A 15,946-nucleotide genomic window follows, 5' to 3' on the forward strand; every position below is an offset into this window, starting at 1 on the left:
CTGAATAGGATAATAAACGCCCGCCATTCGGTGGGACGTTGCTTGCCGTTGCGAAAATATTAAAACGCCGGCTCCACGTATATTAGAATATTGCTATTTTAGCAACGATCGTGCGCCTGAAAACTGATCAAGGGAAACGTATCACTCATCAGCTTTCTGATCGGAAACCATGCATATCAAAGCAAGTTAACAGGCTCTGCGAATACGTGCTGCCGTCATGCCGCAGCCTCGTATCCTCTTGAAGCCGGGCTCTCGCGGGCCTTCAAGCCGAAAGCGTGCAATCATGTCGGTAAGTGCAAGCGCCTCGGACGATAGCTGTTGGGTGGCAGCATTCGTCTCTTCCACCATCGCCGCATTTTGCTGCGTCATACGATCAATATCGTTCACCGACGCGTTGATCGAATGAAGTGTCGTTGCCTGTTCGCGGCTTGACGAGGCGATGAGTTCAATATGGCCGACGATGTGGACGATCTCGCTGGAAATCTCCGTCAGCGCATCGCCCGTGCGGCCGACGAATTCGGAGCCGGACGCAACCTCTCGAACGGAATTATTGATGAGCTCGCCGATTTCCTTGGCTGCGCGAGCCGATCGCTGCGCCAGCTCCCGCACCTCCTGCGCCACGACAGCAAAGCCCTTGCCGGCCTCACCGGCTCTCGCCGCTTCGACTCCCGCGTTCAGGGCCAAGAGATTGGTCTGGAAAGCGATGGAGTCGATGGCGCTGACAATCTGAACGATCTTGCCCGACGCGTCCTCAATCCGTCCCATGGCCGAAACCGCGTCTTGGACCACTGAAGCCGAGGCGTCGGCGCCCTGTTTGGCGCGTTGGACAAGCGCAAGCGCTGCTGCTGCCCGTCCTGAAGAGGTGTTGACGGCGGAAGAAATCTCCTCCACTGCCGCTGCGGTTTCTTCAAGTGCAGCCGCCTGCTTTTCCGTTCGACTGGCCAGGTCATCAACGGCTTCCGCCATCTGTCGGCCATTGTCGCTAATGAGGGAAGACGTCTCGCGGATATCGCAGAGCGTCTCCCTGAGACCCGCCACCGACATGTTGAAATCGATACGGATCCGGTCGAGTTCGGCGGCAAAGGGCGTATCGATCGAAAAATTCAACTCCCCGCGCGACAGCCGTGTGAGTCCGTCTGCAAGCGCCTCAATTGCGGCGTCAACCTGGGCCTTGGCGCTACGTCGCTGGAGTTCGTTGTGGGCGCGCTCAGATTCCGCATCACTACGTGCGATCTCGGCCTGTTGTTCCATTTCGACATTCGACAGCGCATTTTGTTTGAAGACGGAAAGCGCACGGGCCATTTCCCCGATTTCGTCGCCCCGTGCCTCGCCGGTGATTGTGGTATCGAGCCTTCCCTCTGCGATCTTGCGCATCGCTGCGGTAATCTGGGTGATCGGTCCCTTCAGGGTGACGACCAGCGCGGCACCTGCGGTCATAGCAATCAGGATGCCAATGACAATCGCGCCGCCGGATATCCTATTGGCCTGTTGACGATCCTGCCCAGCATTTTGCCTCTGCGTCTCGGCGAATTGAGCAAGCAGGTTCCAGGTGTTGTCGATCTGCCCCGCAGCGCTGTCGAACTCAGCCAGCTTGCGCACCGCACCTTCGGAGAGCGCTGCCGCGTCCGCCGCAAGCAGATCGAGGACGGGTTGAGCCTTCTTCGGAATTTCGGCAAAGACCGGATCGTCGTTCACCACGCCGGCGAGACGGTCGAGCTCGGTCTGATACATGTAGATCGACTGCTGGACTTTCTTCACTCGCGCGTCGTCTGGATTGCCAGCGAGTTCGGCGAAGCCGACGCGGATCTCGTTATTGCTGTTAACGATGGCGCGCAGTTCGTTGCCGACATTCGTCGCCTGAGAGATATCCTTGTCCGACGCGGCAAGCGCAAGCACGGAGGTCCGCATCAGATCGTCGCCAATCGTCTTGAGACTGTCGCCAGTTGCAGCAAGATTGGCGACGGCGGTATCCGTTGCTGGGACATCCAAAATGTCAGGCGACACCTTCGAAGCGTTGGCGATGGCATCCACAGCAGCGGCATACTGCGCGGCGAGGGCTTCGGTCGCTACAGCAGGCGAAAGCTGCTCCTTTGCCTTTTGCAAATCGGGCGCATATTTGGCTAGCAGGCTTACTTTGTCAGCCGGCGTCGTCGCGTTCGTATAGTCATTGCGAAGTTTTGTCGCGACACTGGCGGCGGCGCTGATGGAGACGGAATTGCTCAGGCCGCTCTTGTTGGCATTTTCCATCTTTTTCGCACTGGCCATCAGCATGAACGAGCGCTTGCCAACCTGCCCTTGCAGGTCAAGTAGTGCAGCGGAAGCAGCGTCCACATCACTGAGAATTTTCTGCTGTCCCGTTTCGATTTGCCAGATCGCTTCGATCTTTTGCGGGATGATTTGCGACTGATCAAGCGCCCGGTCAAGAAGCCCCACATCGGTCGTCGGCCTTAGCCTCTCGATCGTCTGCTTCAGGTTTGCCAGTTGCTCTCGGGCGTCCGCAAGCGCGGTATCACGAGCTTCCTGCGACGGTTTCATCAGAAAGCCGGTCATGCTGGAAGAAACATGTTTGAACCCGTTCAGGGACTGCAAGACATGGTTGGAGATCTCCATCCGTCCCTCGAGCAGGCTGGACGCGTAGTACCCCGTCAGTCCCACTGCGCATAGACTAATGACGAATGGTGCCAAAAGTACGAGCACCTTCGTCTGAATGCGAACCCGCGACATCAAGCCATTTACCACGAATGCACCCTCACCACCGATTGCAGCTAAGCTGTCATTCTTTGCTTAAGAACCGATAAATGAGTTGATCCGAGGACCATGCACGCTTCGCCTATCGGGGAGAAGGGCGTGGTTCAGACACTCGAACAAGCATGTAAGCAGATCGGGTATTAATCATAAGCGGCCCGTGCTGAGGAACTTCTGGAAACGCAAAAAGCCCTCCTTGTCGTCTGCGCTGAACAGGCAATGCACCCGCTCTACGAGGACGTAGTTGGTATCGATTATCTCTTATCAAGAGCCAAGGGGCTTATTCGCCCATCTATGGCTGGCTGCACGCTCCGCGTATGTCTGTTGATGCGCGATCTCGCCGTGGAGGCGATCCTCATTGCCGATTCATCGCCGACGACGTCACAGGAAGTGTGAGCAGGCCGCCGGTTGAGGGAGTATATTGGTCAGATTATCCCGCAGATCTTCACTTTACGGCCTTCTCATAGACGTTCGGTTTTGGGGCTGCCAACGACTAAGAGGCCATTCCTACTCGTAACTCGAGCTCGCCAAAAGGGATGCCATGGACACGCGACAAATTCCCTTCAAGGTGACCGCCGTTCGCTTCGTACGAGCGGTCAGGGTCTTCATGACATCGGAGGTCGGCAGCAAAGCTGGCTTGATGTTTGCCGGGCTCGTGGCGCTCTTGTTCGCGCTCAGCAGCCTGAACGTCGTCAACAGTTACGTTGGCCGTAACTTCATGACCGCGATCGCCAATCGCGAAACGCCCGAATTCATCCGGCAGGCAATATTCTATATCGGGGTCTTTGCGGCATTCACCATCGTCGCGGTCGTCTCCCGGTTCATTGAGGAACGCCTTGCGCTGCTCTGGCGGGAATTCCTCACCCGGCGGGCCATCAATCTCTATCTCGCCGACAGGGCTTATTATCAGCTGGATGTGTCGGGACAGCTTAGCCACCCCGACCAGCGGATCACTGAGGACATGCGTGTATTCACGGTCACTACGCTGTCCTTCGTCCTGATGGTACTCAACAGCAGCCTCACAATCATAGCCTTTTCCGGTGTGCTGTGGTCGATAAGTCCCCTGCTGTTTGTGGTGGCCGTTCTGTATGCCGCTTGCGGGTCGTACCTGACGATCGCGCTTGGGCGACCGCTCATCAAACTGAACTACGATCAGCTCGACAAGGAGGCCAGCTTCCGCTCCGGCCTAATTCAAGTTCGAGAAAACGCCGAATCCATTGTGCTGGCGCATTGCGAAGAACAGCAGAGCTTTCGTCTACTGCAGCGACTCGAGGACGCGGTCACCAATTTTCGCAAAGTCACCGCGATCAATCGCAACGTGGGATTCTTCACCACGGGTTACAACTGGCTGATCCAAATCATTCCCGCCTTAATCATTGCTCCTGCCTACATGAGAGGGGACATCGACTTCGGCGTGATCACCCAGTCCGGCGCAGCTTTCGCAATGCTGGTGGGAGCTTTTTCGCTGATCATAACCCAGTTCCAGTCCATCTCGACGTTCGCTGCGGTCGTGGCGCGGCTTAGCTCGCTGATGGAGGCTATAGAACAGGTACGAGCACCCGTAGGATCAGGTATCGCGATTGTCGAAGAAAAAGGGCGTCTGGCCTATGAGACGTTGACTCTGCTGTCATCGGCGAGCGAAGTTCCTTTCGTCAAAGACTTGTCGGTTTCGATCCCCATCGGGATGCGTGTCTTGATCACGGGGCCGGCTCAAGCTGCACGCGTCGCGCTGTTTAGAGCGACAGCCGGCATTTCCTTCAAGGGCTCCGGGCGCATCATTCGCCCAGGTCCCGACGATATACTCTTTCTCCCTCAGCGGCCTTATCTGCCGACAAGCACGCTGCACCAGATTCTCGTACGCAACGTACGCTCGAGCAAAATCCCGGACGACCGCATCATCCAGCTCCTGCACGAGCTCAATCTCGAACGGGTGCTAGCACAAGCGGGCGGGTTACATGCCGAGAAGGATTGGGAAAAGTTGCTTTCGCTGCAGGAGCAGCAGCTCCTCGCGCTCGTCAATATTCTTCTCGCGGCCCCGCAGTTCGTCTTCCTGGATCGAATCGACACGACGCTCGGTCTCGAACAATTTCCCAGGATCCTGCAGATACTTTCTGATAATTCGATCACCTGCATCAACAACGCGGAAACTGACGTCCTGCGCGATTGCCACGATGCGGTGTTGGAATGCGGTGAGGATGGCAGCTGGACATGGACGGTGAACCGCGCCTGAGACAGGGCGCGGCAACGCCGTTAATTTGGTTGTCGTACACCCGCAACAGGTTTAATTTAGCAAATCCTCGTTGCCCTCTTTGGGGGAAGGTCGTGCGGAGATGCTAGTCAAAGATGTGATGACCACGAAGCTTGTCGGTGTATCACCGGATAACAGCGTTCGGCGAGCCGCCGAAATCATGCTCGCAAATCAGGTTAGTGGCGTCCCGGTCATCGACGATGCGGGTCGCCTGATCGGGATCCTCAGTGAAGGTGATCTGCTGCGGAGAACGGAGTTAGGAGGGGCAGCCGCCGCCGAACTCGGAACGTTTGCCCTTACCGCCGAAGAGAAAGCCACGGCTTACGTCAAGAGCAACGCGTGGAAAGTTGCCGACGTCATGAGCCGCGACCCGGTCGTCGTAGGCGAGGACACGTCTCTGGGCCAGGTCTCAGCCTTGATGCAGAAACACCGGATAAAACGTATTCCCGTGATGAGAGATGGCGTGCCGATTGGCATCATCAGTCGTGCAGATCTGCTGAAGGCGATCGTTGCTGCCGATCGTGATGAAACCGCACCAGGTGACGAGGCCATCCGTCGCAGCATTGCGATACGCCTCAGCGAAAATTCAAGTCTTCTAGGAAAAGACATGGCCGTAACGGTTACTGACGGTGTGGCCCACCTGTGGGGAAGCATCGACACGGAGGAATGCAAGAGGGCAGCGCGCGTCGCTGCCGAAAGTGTCAGGGGCGTGACGCGAGTGGTTGAACACTTCTCCGGCGATCGTCCGTGAGAGTCAGCGGGCTCTTTGCCATCGGCTTCGGATTAAACCTCAGACACCTTCGAATTTGACTGTGCTTCAGACGCGTTTCGTGAGAGTATTAGCTCTTACGCATAGACAGCCTGGCACGAAGCCGTTTTCGACGGCAGGGCGATACATAGGAGCTGGAGGCATTGGTGATGGACCGCCGCAACGGCGTGCCAGCGCCTTAGGCTGATTGAAACGGGCACCATATCGCATATTCGGTCGATAACGATCGCGGGGCAGATTATGCCTCGCGCTTAGCATTCCTTCCGCCAAGCATCGCACCGCCCTCTTCAATCGCTGGCACTTAAAAACTCCTGGCATTTAAAAACTCGACGATTTCTCGCCTTGGAAGATCTTACCGTAGCAATCTGGGCTCAGAGGAGGAGATACCATGGTTTCGCTCAAGACGACTGGAGACGCAAAGGTCGCCATACACAAGAAGATAGCAACGGGCGGCCCCCTTTCGAAAAAAGAATTACAGTCGATGGACGCCTATTGGCGGGCATCGAACTATCTGTCGGTGGGTCAGATCTATCTTCTCGACAATCCGCTGCTGAAAAAACCATTGAAACGCGAGCATATAAAGCCACGGCTGCTTGGCCATTGGGGCACGTCGCCGGGCTTGAACATGCTTTACGTGCACCTCAACCGCGTGATCAAACGCGATGATCTTGAAATGATCTACGTCATCGGACCCGGACATGGCGGACCGTCGCTGGTTGCACACGCCTATCTCGAAGGCACCTACAGCGAAGTCTATCCCAATATCGGCCAAGACGACGAAGGCATGAAGAAGCTGTTCAAGCAGTTCAGCTTCCCCGGCGGCATCCCCAGCCATGTTGCGCCGGAAACCCCCGGCAGCATCCACGAGGGCGGCGAGCTGGGCTATGCCCTTAGCCACGCCTACGGGGCGGCGTTCGACAACCCGGATCTGATTGTCGCTTGCGTTGTCGGCGACGGGGAAGCCGAAACGGGGCCGCTTGCGACGGGATGGCACGGCAACAAGTTCCTCAATCCGGCTCGCGACGGCTGCGTGCTGCCGATCCTGCATCTGAACGGCTACAAGATCGCCAACCCGTGCTTCCTGGCCCGCATTCCCCGTGAAGAGCTAAGGAAATTCTTCGAAGGCATGGGTTACACGCCATATTTCGTCGAAGGCAGTGACCCAGAAAGCGTGCACCAGCAATTGGCCGGCGTGCTCGACACAGCAGTGACGGATATCCAGGAAATATGGGCAGCAGCCCGCACCAAGGGCAACGTGAAACGTCCGATGTGGCCGATGATCGTTTTCCGCACGCCGAAAGGCTGGACCTGCCCCCCCGAGATCGACGGTAAGAAGTGCGAGGACTACTGGCGGGCGCACCAGGTGCCGATGGGCGACATGGACAAGTTGGAGCACATCCAAATCCTGCAGGAATGGATGAAGAGCTACCGCCCAGAGGAACTGTTTGACGACAATGGCCGCTTCAAGCCAGAGCTGGCGGCGCTGGCCCCCGTGGGGCATCGTCGGATGAGCGACAATCCGCATGCCAATGGTGGATTGCTGTTGCGGGACCTGAAGATGCCCGACTTCCGCGACTACGCAGTCTCCGTTCCAAGGCCCGGGCAAACCCACACCGAGGCGGCGCGGGTGATGGGTAAGTTTCTCCGTGATATCATGAAGATGAACATGGACAGCAAGAACTTCCGACTGTTCAGCCCCGATGAGAACAACTCCAATCGCTGGCAGGATGTATTGGAGGTCACCGACCGCTGCTACATGGCGGAGATCTATCCGGAAGATGATCATCTGTCGCCCGATGGCAGAGTGATGGAGGTGCTCAGCGAGCATCAATGCCAAGGTTGGCTGGAAGGTTACCTGCTGACCGGCCGGCATGGCTTCTTTTCCTGTTATGAAGCTTTCATCCATATCATCGACTCGATGTTCAACCAGCACGCCAAATGGCTGAAGGTGTGCAACGACATTCCATGGCGGCGATCGGTCGCCTCGCTTAACTACTTCCTGAGTTCCCACGTCTGGCGGCAAGACCACAATGGCTTTAGCCATCAGGACCCGGGGTTCATCGATCACGTGGTCAACAAGAAGGCGGAGGTTGTCCGGGTCTATCTGCCGCCGGACGCCAATACATTGCTCTCGGTGACGGATCACTGCTTGCGCAGCCGCAACTACGTCAACGTCGTTGTCGCAGGCAAGCAGCCCGCCCCGCAGTGGCTCACGATGGATCAGGCCATCAAGCATTGCAGCGAGGGTCTCGGCATTTGGGAATGGGCAAGCAACGACAAGGGAAGTGAGCCAGACGTCGTGATGGCATGTTGTGGCGATGTTCCAACAGTTGAGACGCTGGCGGCAGTCGAGCTGATCCGGGAGCACCTGCCGGAACTGAAAGTCCGCGTCATCAACGTGGTGAACCTGATGAAACTTCAACCGCCATCCGAGCATCCACACGGGCTGCCGGATCGCGATTTCGATGCACTGTTCACCAAGAACAAGCCGATCATCTTCGCCTTCCACGGCTATCCGTGGCTCATTCACCGGCTCACCTACCGCCGTACCAATCACGGCAATCTACACGTCCGCGGCTACAAGGAAGAAGGAACGACGACGACGCCGTTCGACATGGTGGTCCTGAATGAAATGGACCGTTTCCATCTGGTCGAGGACGTCATCGACCGGCTGCCGCAACTCGGTGCGCGCGCTGCCTATTTCAAACAGGCAATTCGCGAGAAGCTGATCGAACACAGGCAATACATCGAGAAATACGGCGACGACATGCCAGCAATCAGCGGCTGGAAATGGGGCTCGAAAGGCCAGCCGGGAAGGTCCCAAAGAACCTCGACCGAAGGGGATAATGCTTGAGCGGCGGCGTCCAATCGAACGGAGGTTCCAGTGGCAACGAGCACGTCCGACGCAGCACGACATGACAATATCGCGGAGCCGGCGAATCCCGGCTCCGCGGTCGCCTTGCTTTCCAACGATCGGTATAGTGTGCTGGTCACGGCCGCCGGGGCCGGTTACGGAATGTGGCAAGGCCTGGACATTACCCGGTGGCGCGAGGACAGCACCCGCGATTGCTGGGGCCAATTTTGTTATATCAGGGATCTGACGGACAACGATCTCTGGTCCATCGGAAAGCAGCCAATATTTCGCCGTTTAAATGTCTACAAGCACGCCTTTCACGGAGACAGGGCCGAATTTTTCTGTCACGCCGGTGACATTGAAATCGTCTCGAAGATCTGTGTCGCGTCCGATGTGGACGCGGAGGTGCGTGTGCTCATGATCATGAATCATGGTACACGGGAACGAACCCTCGAACTGACAAGCTATGCCGAGGTCTGCCTGATCAATCGTCGCGCGGATATGGCGCATCCGGGTTTTGCCAAGCTATTTATAGAAACCCGGTTTGACGAGGCGACAGGCGCTCTGTTTGCCCGCCGCAGGCCACGTGCTGCCGGGGAGAAAGCCACTTGGGCAGTTCACGTTTCCTCATCGAACGTGCCGTCTGCCGAAGCGGCCGAATATGAAACCGATCGGCTGAGATTTCTTGGCCGAGGCCGGACGATAACCAACCCCTCGGTATTCGACGTGGGCGCATCGCTCTCCGGAACAACCGGCCCTGTCCTCGACCCGATTTTCTGTCTGCGGCGAACGGTTCGTCTGGCGCCAGGCGCCGACGCGCGCGTCGCCTTTGTCACAGGAGCGGCAGACGATCAGTCGGCCGTGCAGCGCATCGCCGAGAGATACGCCAAGTTCGACGCGGTCGAACGAGCTTTCTCCGATGCGTCAAGGAAATACGAAAGCGAGCTCCGGACACTGAACCTGAAGCCCGACGATATCTCGCTGTTCAATCGGCTGGCCGGGAGCGTCGCATTTGCGAACCAGGCCATGAGGCAGGCGCCCGTTATCCCGAGAGATCGATGGGATCAAGCGGCTCTCTGGGTTCAAGGTATCTCCGGCGACCTCCCGATCGTGCTGGTCCGCGCGGATGGCGATGGGGATCATGCGCTCGTTCGCCAGGTGACGATGGGCCATGATTTCGCTCGACGGAGGGGCTTGAGATTTGACCTGATCCTGCTTGACGGGGGTGGTGCAGAAAGCGCCAAGCGGCTGGCCGAAAAGCTGCAATCAGGCCCGCAAGCGGACATGATCGGCAAACCCGGCGGAATCTTTATCCTTTCCGAGCCCGGTACCGAAAGCGACCACCTGGCGACCATCGCCGCGGCGGCGCGCATCGTTCTGCTGGGAACCGGCGGTGAACTCAGCGATCAACTCAACCGGCCCTTCCCGGCCACGTCACCTCTTTCGCCCACCATCACCACTGGGCTGAGCGAGCAACCCACAGCCCCTCCGCCTAAACCAGCCGAGGATTTGCAATACTGGAATGGGTTCGGCGGCTTCACAGCCGATGGACAGGAGTATGTGGTGCACGTGAGCGCGCTGAAACCCCAAGCCGCCGCCCTGCCGCCTGCGCCTTGGAGCAACGTGATCGCAAACCCGCATTTTGGCTGTCTGACGACTGAAGCCGGTCTCGGCTACACATGGTCGGAGAATAGCCAGATGAACCGGCTAACACCGTGGTCGAACGACCCGGTTACGGATGCGCCGGGCGAAGTCCTCTATTTGCGGGATGAGGAAACCGGAGATATCTGGACGCCGACACCCCTGCCCATCGGTCCTGGTGCGGCGGTGACCGTTCGACACGGCCAAGGCTACAGCCGTTATATCGGTCACTGCCGTCACCTCGATCAAGAGCTGACGGTCTCCGTTTCACTCAACGATCCGGTCAAGATCATTCGTCTCAGGCTTACTAACAATGATGTTCGGGCTCGGCACGTCACCGCAACCTATTTCGCTGAGTGGGTACTTGGGACCCACCGCGAAGACGCGGCGACGCGGATTGTCTGCACGCGGGATACGCGGTCGGGCGCCATCGTCGCCAGAAACCCCTGGGGCGGAGCCTTTGCCGGGAAGCTGGCTTTCGCAGCCGCCAGTCAGCCGGCGCGCTCGGCGACATCTGACCGCGCGGAGTTTCTTGGCAACTATGGTTCCGTATTTCAGCCAGCGGCTATGCTGCGAGCCAATCTTGCAGAACGGTTCGGTCCATTGCTGGATCCCTGCGCTGCGCTGATGGTGGATATCTCCTTGTCACCCGGCGAAAGCAGAGAAATCGTCTTTGTCTTGGGAGAGACTACCGACCTCGATGAAGTCCGCAGGCTGGTCCACGAGCATGCCGACTCCGAGCGTGCGGTCAGTAGCCTGTCGGCTGTTGTCCGCCAGTGGGACGATATTCTAAACTCGATCCAGGTGACCACGCCCGATGTCGGGATGAACTTGATGATGAACCGCTGGTTGCTGTACCAGGTTCTGGCGTGCCGTGTCTGGGCGCGTACATCCAATTATCAGTCCGGAGGCGCTTACGGCTTCAGGGATCAGCTCCAGGACGTGATGGCTCTGGTCTACAGCGCTCCGAGCGAGGCCCGCTCCCAGATCCTGCGATCGGCAGCACGGCAATTTGAGGAGGGGGACGTCCAGCACTGGTGGCATCCTCCATCCGGTATCGGCGTGCGTACCCGGATCACCGATGACCTCTATTTCTTGCCTCTGGTCGTTCACCACTACGTGTCCACGACGGGCGACGTTCAACTGCTTGATGAGATGGTTCCCTTCATCACGTCGCCGGTGTTGAAAGAAGACCAGGAGGAAGACTTCAGCCAGCCGGCGACCAGCGAACAGTCCGGCTCCATCTACGAGCATTGCATCCGTGCGCTGGAGCATGGCTATCGATTGGGCAGCCACGACCTTCCTCTCATGGGAACCGGTGACTGGAACGACGGCATGAACAAGGTCGGCGCCGAAGGCAAGGGAGAGAGCGTCTGGAACGGCTGGTTCTTCCTCACGGTCCTGAAATCATTTGCCGAGATTTCAGTGTCGCGTGGAGATCAAAGCAGAGCCGCCTGGTGCCGCGAGCGAGTCGAGGCGCTGCGCACAGCCCTTGAGGCCAACGCCTGGGACGGTGGTTGGTATCGCCGGGCCTATTTTGACGATGGCACGCCGCTCGGGTCGGACCTGAACGACGAATGCCAGATCGACGCCATCCCGCAGGCCTGGGCTGTCATTTCGGGCGAAGCCGATGCTGGACGAGCTTCAAACGCGATGCGTGCGGTCCACGACCGGCTGGTACGCCAAGAGGACAAGCTGATCAAACTCTTCGACCCGCCTTTTGACGAAGGCTTGCTACAGCCCGGCTACATCAAGGGCTATGTCCCGGGCATCCGTGAAAATGGCGGCCAATACACGCATGCGGCAACCTGGGTTGTCTGGGCGACCGCTTTGCAAGGCGACGGCGATCTCACCTTAAAGCTTTGGAACCTGATCAATCCGATTTGTCATGGCGCCACGCGAGATCAAGTCGAACGCTACAAGGTGGAACCATATGCGGTCAGCGCCGATATCTATGGCGCGCCGCCACACACTGGGCGCGGTGGATGGACCTGGTACACCGGATCGGCCAGCTGGTTCTACCGCGTAGCGCTCGAGGCAATCCTCGGCTTTCGCCAGCAAGGGCCGTTTCTGCGGTTCGAGCCGTGCGTTCCGGCAGGCTGGCCGGCCTATGAGATCGCATACCGATATCGATCAGCGACCTACCGCATCCGTTTCGACAACGCGAAGGGCATCGGCCGAGGCGTGCACTCCGTCACTCTGGACGGTGAACCAGTCGCGAACGAAGCCGTCTCGCTTGTGGATGACGGACGCATGCATAACGTCCACATCATAGTTGGTTAGCGGCCATGCCCGAAATGCTCTCAACCGACGCTGATCTCGACCGCATGCCAACGGACCAGGACCTCGCTCGGCTGCAATTCACCACTCTTTTGTACTATCTCCAATGCACAAACCCGGACAACGGCCTGGTGCGCGACAAGACAGAACCGAACGCCCCGGCAAGCATCGCGGCGATTGGCATGGCGTTGGCGACCATCCCCGTGGTTGTAGAACGCGGCGTCCTCATCCGCGAATTTGCGGCAAAGATCACCCGCAATCGCTTGAGATACCTGATGGCATGCCCGCAGGGGCCGGAGCCGGATTCATCCGGCTACAAAGGGTTTTTTTATCACTTTCTAGACATCGAAACGGGGCGCCGGGTTTGGCAATGCGAGTTGTCGACAATCGACTCGGCTTTCCTGTTCGCAGGTGCCTTGACCGTTGCCACCTACTTTGATGGCGACACGGCCGCTGAGGCTGAAATCCGCCAGCTCGCGATGGCGCTTTACGAGCGTGCCGACTGGAATTGGGCCTGCGATGGCGGTGCAACTTTAACGCATGGCTGGCGTCCGGAGAGCGGTTTCATTCCCTATCGATGGCGTGGCTATGATGAAGGCCTGCTGCTCTACATCATTGGTCTGGGATCCCCAACTCACCCTTTGCCGCCCGAGTGCTATGCCGCCTACACCGAAACCTACGAATGGCGGAATATCTACGGCCGCGAGTTGTTGTATTCAGGACCGCTTTTTACCCATCAACTGTCGCACATGTGGATAGACTTTCGAGGCATCCGCGATGCGTTCATGCGCCACCATGACACCGACTATTTCGAAAACAGTCGGCATGCGACATATATCCAGCAACAATACGCAATCCGCAACCCGATGAACTTTGTAGGGTATGGCGAACATTGTTGGGGGTTCACCGCATGCGACGGCCCGGGTTGGGGTAAGCGGACGATAGATGGGGTCGATCGGGAGTTCTTCGACTACGTAGCCCGCGGGGCTCCTTTCGGACCTGACGATGGGACTATCGCGCCATGGGTCGTTGTCGCCTCGCTGCCGTTCGCGCCGGAGATTGTCGTGCCAACTGTCCGCAACTTTGCGCGGATGAAGCTCGGTATGACGCGGCTTTACGGCTTCAAACCGTCGTTTAACCAGACATATGCGGTGGAAAACAGTCAAGCCGGATGGTGGGTAAGCCCTTATCACTTCGGCATCGACCAAGGACCGGTGGTGCTGATGATCGAAAACTATCGGACCGGCTTGCTCTGGAACATCATGCGCCAATGCAAGCCCATCGTGACCGGGTTGAGACGTGCGGGATTTTCAGGGGGCTGGCTTTAGATTGGATGCCGCTTGGATTCTATCGCCTCACGCCCGCGGATGCCAACTCTCGCCTTCGTTGTCAATTGGTATCTTCCGGGCATGCGAAGGCGAGCTGGATTACTTCAACTTGGCGGGATCAAGGGGTCGGCGGCTGTTTTGTTCGCCGCATGCTCAGTCGACAATATGATAGCCGCCGTCCACATAGAGCTCCTACCCAGTGATTGGGCGCGCGGCGCTTCTCGGGCCGAAAGGGTTGATCATGCGCATTACATCGGTTTCAGGGTGCTGTTATGAGTGCAAGCGTGTGGCGGGCGATCATCAGTTCCTCATCCGTCGGCAGGACGTAGAGCGCGACGCGGCTCGCAGAAGTGGAAATGAGCACCGCGCCCGCTTCGTTGGCCGCGGGATCGAGTTCGGCTCCCAGCCAGGCAAGCCGTTCGGCGATGCGAGCGCGGATTGGCGGCGAATTCTCCCCGACGCCAGCCGTAAAGACGAAAGCGTCAAGACCTCCAAGCGCGGCGGCAAGCATGCCGGCACTGAGCGCACAGCGATGGACGAAGTGATTGATGGCGAGGGCCGCACGCGGGTCATCGCTGGCAAGAAGATCGCGCATGTCGGCCGAAATGCCTGACAGCCCCTTCAGACCGGACGCCCTGTAGAGAAGGTCAGTAACCTCCCCCATGGTCATTCCTCTGTGATCGAGCAGGTATAGCACGATGCCGGGATCCATCTGGCCCGGGCGGGTGCTCATCGGCAAGCCATCGAGTGCCGTGAAGCCCATCGTAGTCTCAAGGCTGCGTCCGTCCATCAGCGCGCACATGGACGCACCGCTGCCGAGGTGGGCAACTATGATGCGTCCACCGGCGATTCCGGGCGCGACTTCGGCCAACCGCTCGGCAATGTATTCGTAGGACAGGCCATGAAAGCCGTATCGTCGTACTCCGTGCTCGTAGTAGTCCCAGGGTAAGGCGTAGCAATCAGTATGCGGGGCGTGGCCGCGATGGAAAGCGGTGTCGAAACAGGCGACCTGCGGCACATCCGGATTGATTTCCATCGCGAGGCGGATCGGCGCGAGGTTGTTCGGCTGGTGCAGCGGAGCAAGCTCCTGGAAAGTCGCAAGCTTGTCGAGTGTGTCGCGGTCTATGAGGATCGGTTTCGCATAGTCCGGGCCGCCATGAACGACGCGATGACCAGTGGCACGGAGCGTGAAACCCTTAAGGGTCAGCAACCACGCACGGATTTCAGCGATTGCCGCCGGCAGGTGGTCGACTACCTCCGGCGCATATCGACGATCAACCAGGACCGTTCCGTCGGCGGCGCTCGCCGCTAGACGGGGCCGTACTCCGATGCCATCGATCTGGCCGCGAATGCGGCAATTGGGGCCGGTGTCGGCGATCTCAAAGATCTGGAACTTTAGGCTTGACGAGCCGGCGTTGACGACAAGGATCGCGTCCATGGTTCAGGCCGCCACTTGTGTCACACGCCGCCGGGCGGCGGAATGGATCACCACACGGGGCTGACCGAGCCCGACCGTCGTCCAGAGGTCGATTGCATTCTGCACGATGTCGCGTTTAACATCGAGGTCGGGAGAGATGTTGATCGCCGCGTCGGTGATGAAGAGCGTGTCGGCGTGGTCAGGCACATCCATCACGAAGATATGGCTGACGCGGCGTTCGGTGCGCAGGCCGGTGGCGGGGGCCGTGATGTCGCGCATCAGTTCGTCCGTATGGAGGCTGCCCTTCATGAGGAACTCGCCCTTTCCCTCTCGTACCAGGACGACTGCCTTCGCCGCAGCGGCGTGGCTATTTGGAACGTCGACGATTTCGTGCTCTTTCAGATCAAGCCCATTCTCCGCGGCCACCGTCTGAATTCTTGCGGCGGGCTCCACCAGGACTGGTACGATCAGTCTGTTCTCGGCGTCAAGCGCGCCCTGCAATGACGTCTCGTCGCAGGGATGCGCCACGATCGTGACGGCAGGCGCAACCTCCCGTGCAGCGGCAATCAGTCGGTCGTATTTTGATTGTTCAGGTTTGGTCGTGGAAAGGTCGGTCATTGGGAAGCTCCCTCTGCTTCGATCAGGATGCGTTGCGAACGCGAGC

At 58.5% G+C, this 15,946-nt stretch carries 6 protein-coding genes and 2 pseudogenes; 5 read left to right on the plus strand and 3 right to left on the minus strand.

What is annotated here, in order from left to right; translation table 11 throughout:
• Positions 1 to 215 precede the first annotated feature (215 nt).
• A pseudogene (locus AB8B31_RS19175) lies at positions 216 to 2,739 on the minus strand (methyl-accepting chemotaxis protein).
• A 547-nt stretch (positions 2,740 to 3,286) separates the two neighbouring features.
• Here AB8B31_RS19175 and AB8B31_RS19180 point away from each other — a divergent pair.
• The 5 genes from AB8B31_RS19180 to AB8B31_RS19200 all read left to right on the plus strand — a co-directional run bounded on the left by AB8B31_RS19180 (position 3,287) and on the right by AB8B31_RS19200 (position 13,865).
• Positions 3,287 to 4,975: an ABC transporter ATP-binding protein/permease gene (locus AB8B31_RS19180; RefSeq protein ID WP_130759685.1), complete on the plus strand. Its 1,689-nt coding sequence runs from the start codon at positions 3,287 to 3,289 to the stop codon at positions 4,973 to 4,975.
• A gap of 100 nt (positions 4,976 to 5,075) precedes the next feature.
• Positions 5,076 to 5,744: a CBS domain-containing protein gene (locus tag AB8B31_RS19185; protein ID WP_018446430.1), complete on the plus strand. Its 669-nt coding sequence runs from the start codon at positions 5,076 to 5,078 to the stop codon at positions 5,742 to 5,744.
• A 406-nt stretch (positions 5,745 to 6,150) separates the two neighbouring features.
• Complete coding sequence (locus tag AB8B31_RS19190) at positions 6,151 to 8,616, plus strand: phosphoketolase family protein (protein WP_113544240.1); 2,466 nt, start codon at positions 6,151 to 6,153, stop codon at positions 8,614 to 8,616.
• 30 nt (positions 8,617 to 8,646) lie between these two features.
• Complete coding sequence (locus tag AB8B31_RS19195) at positions 8,647 to 12,540, plus strand: GH36-type glycosyl hydrolase domain-containing protein (protein WP_439007491.1); 3,894 nt, start codon at positions 8,647 to 8,649, stop codon at positions 12,538 to 12,540.
• A 5-nt stretch (positions 12,541 to 12,545) separates the two neighbouring features.
• A complete protein-coding gene (locus AB8B31_RS19200) occupies positions 12,546 to 13,865 on the plus strand; it encodes a glucoamylase family protein (protein WP_028734540.1) in 1,320 nt (439 codons plus the stop codon).
• A 259-nt stretch (positions 13,866 to 14,124) separates the two neighbouring features.
• On the opposite strand, the gene AB8B31_RS19205 is transcribed toward AB8B31_RS19200, so the two are convergent.
• Entirely contained in the window at positions 14,125 to 15,303 is a 1,179-nt protein-coding gene (locus tag AB8B31_RS19205) for an acetate/propionate family kinase (protein WP_130759687.1), read from the minus strand.
• A 36-nt stretch (positions 15,304 to 15,339) separates the two neighbouring features.
• Positions 15,340 to 15,900 (minus strand): annotated as a pseudogene (locus AB8B31_RS19210) (phosphate acyltransferase); the annotation flags it as partial.
• Positions 15,901 to 15,946 lie beyond the last annotated feature (46 nt).

Source organism: Rhizobium sp. 62_C5_N11_2 (assembly GCF_051811185.1).
GTDB classification, from domain to species: Bacteria; Pseudomonadota; Alphaproteobacteria; order Rhizobiales; family Rhizobiaceae; genus Rhizobium; species Rhizobium leguminosarum.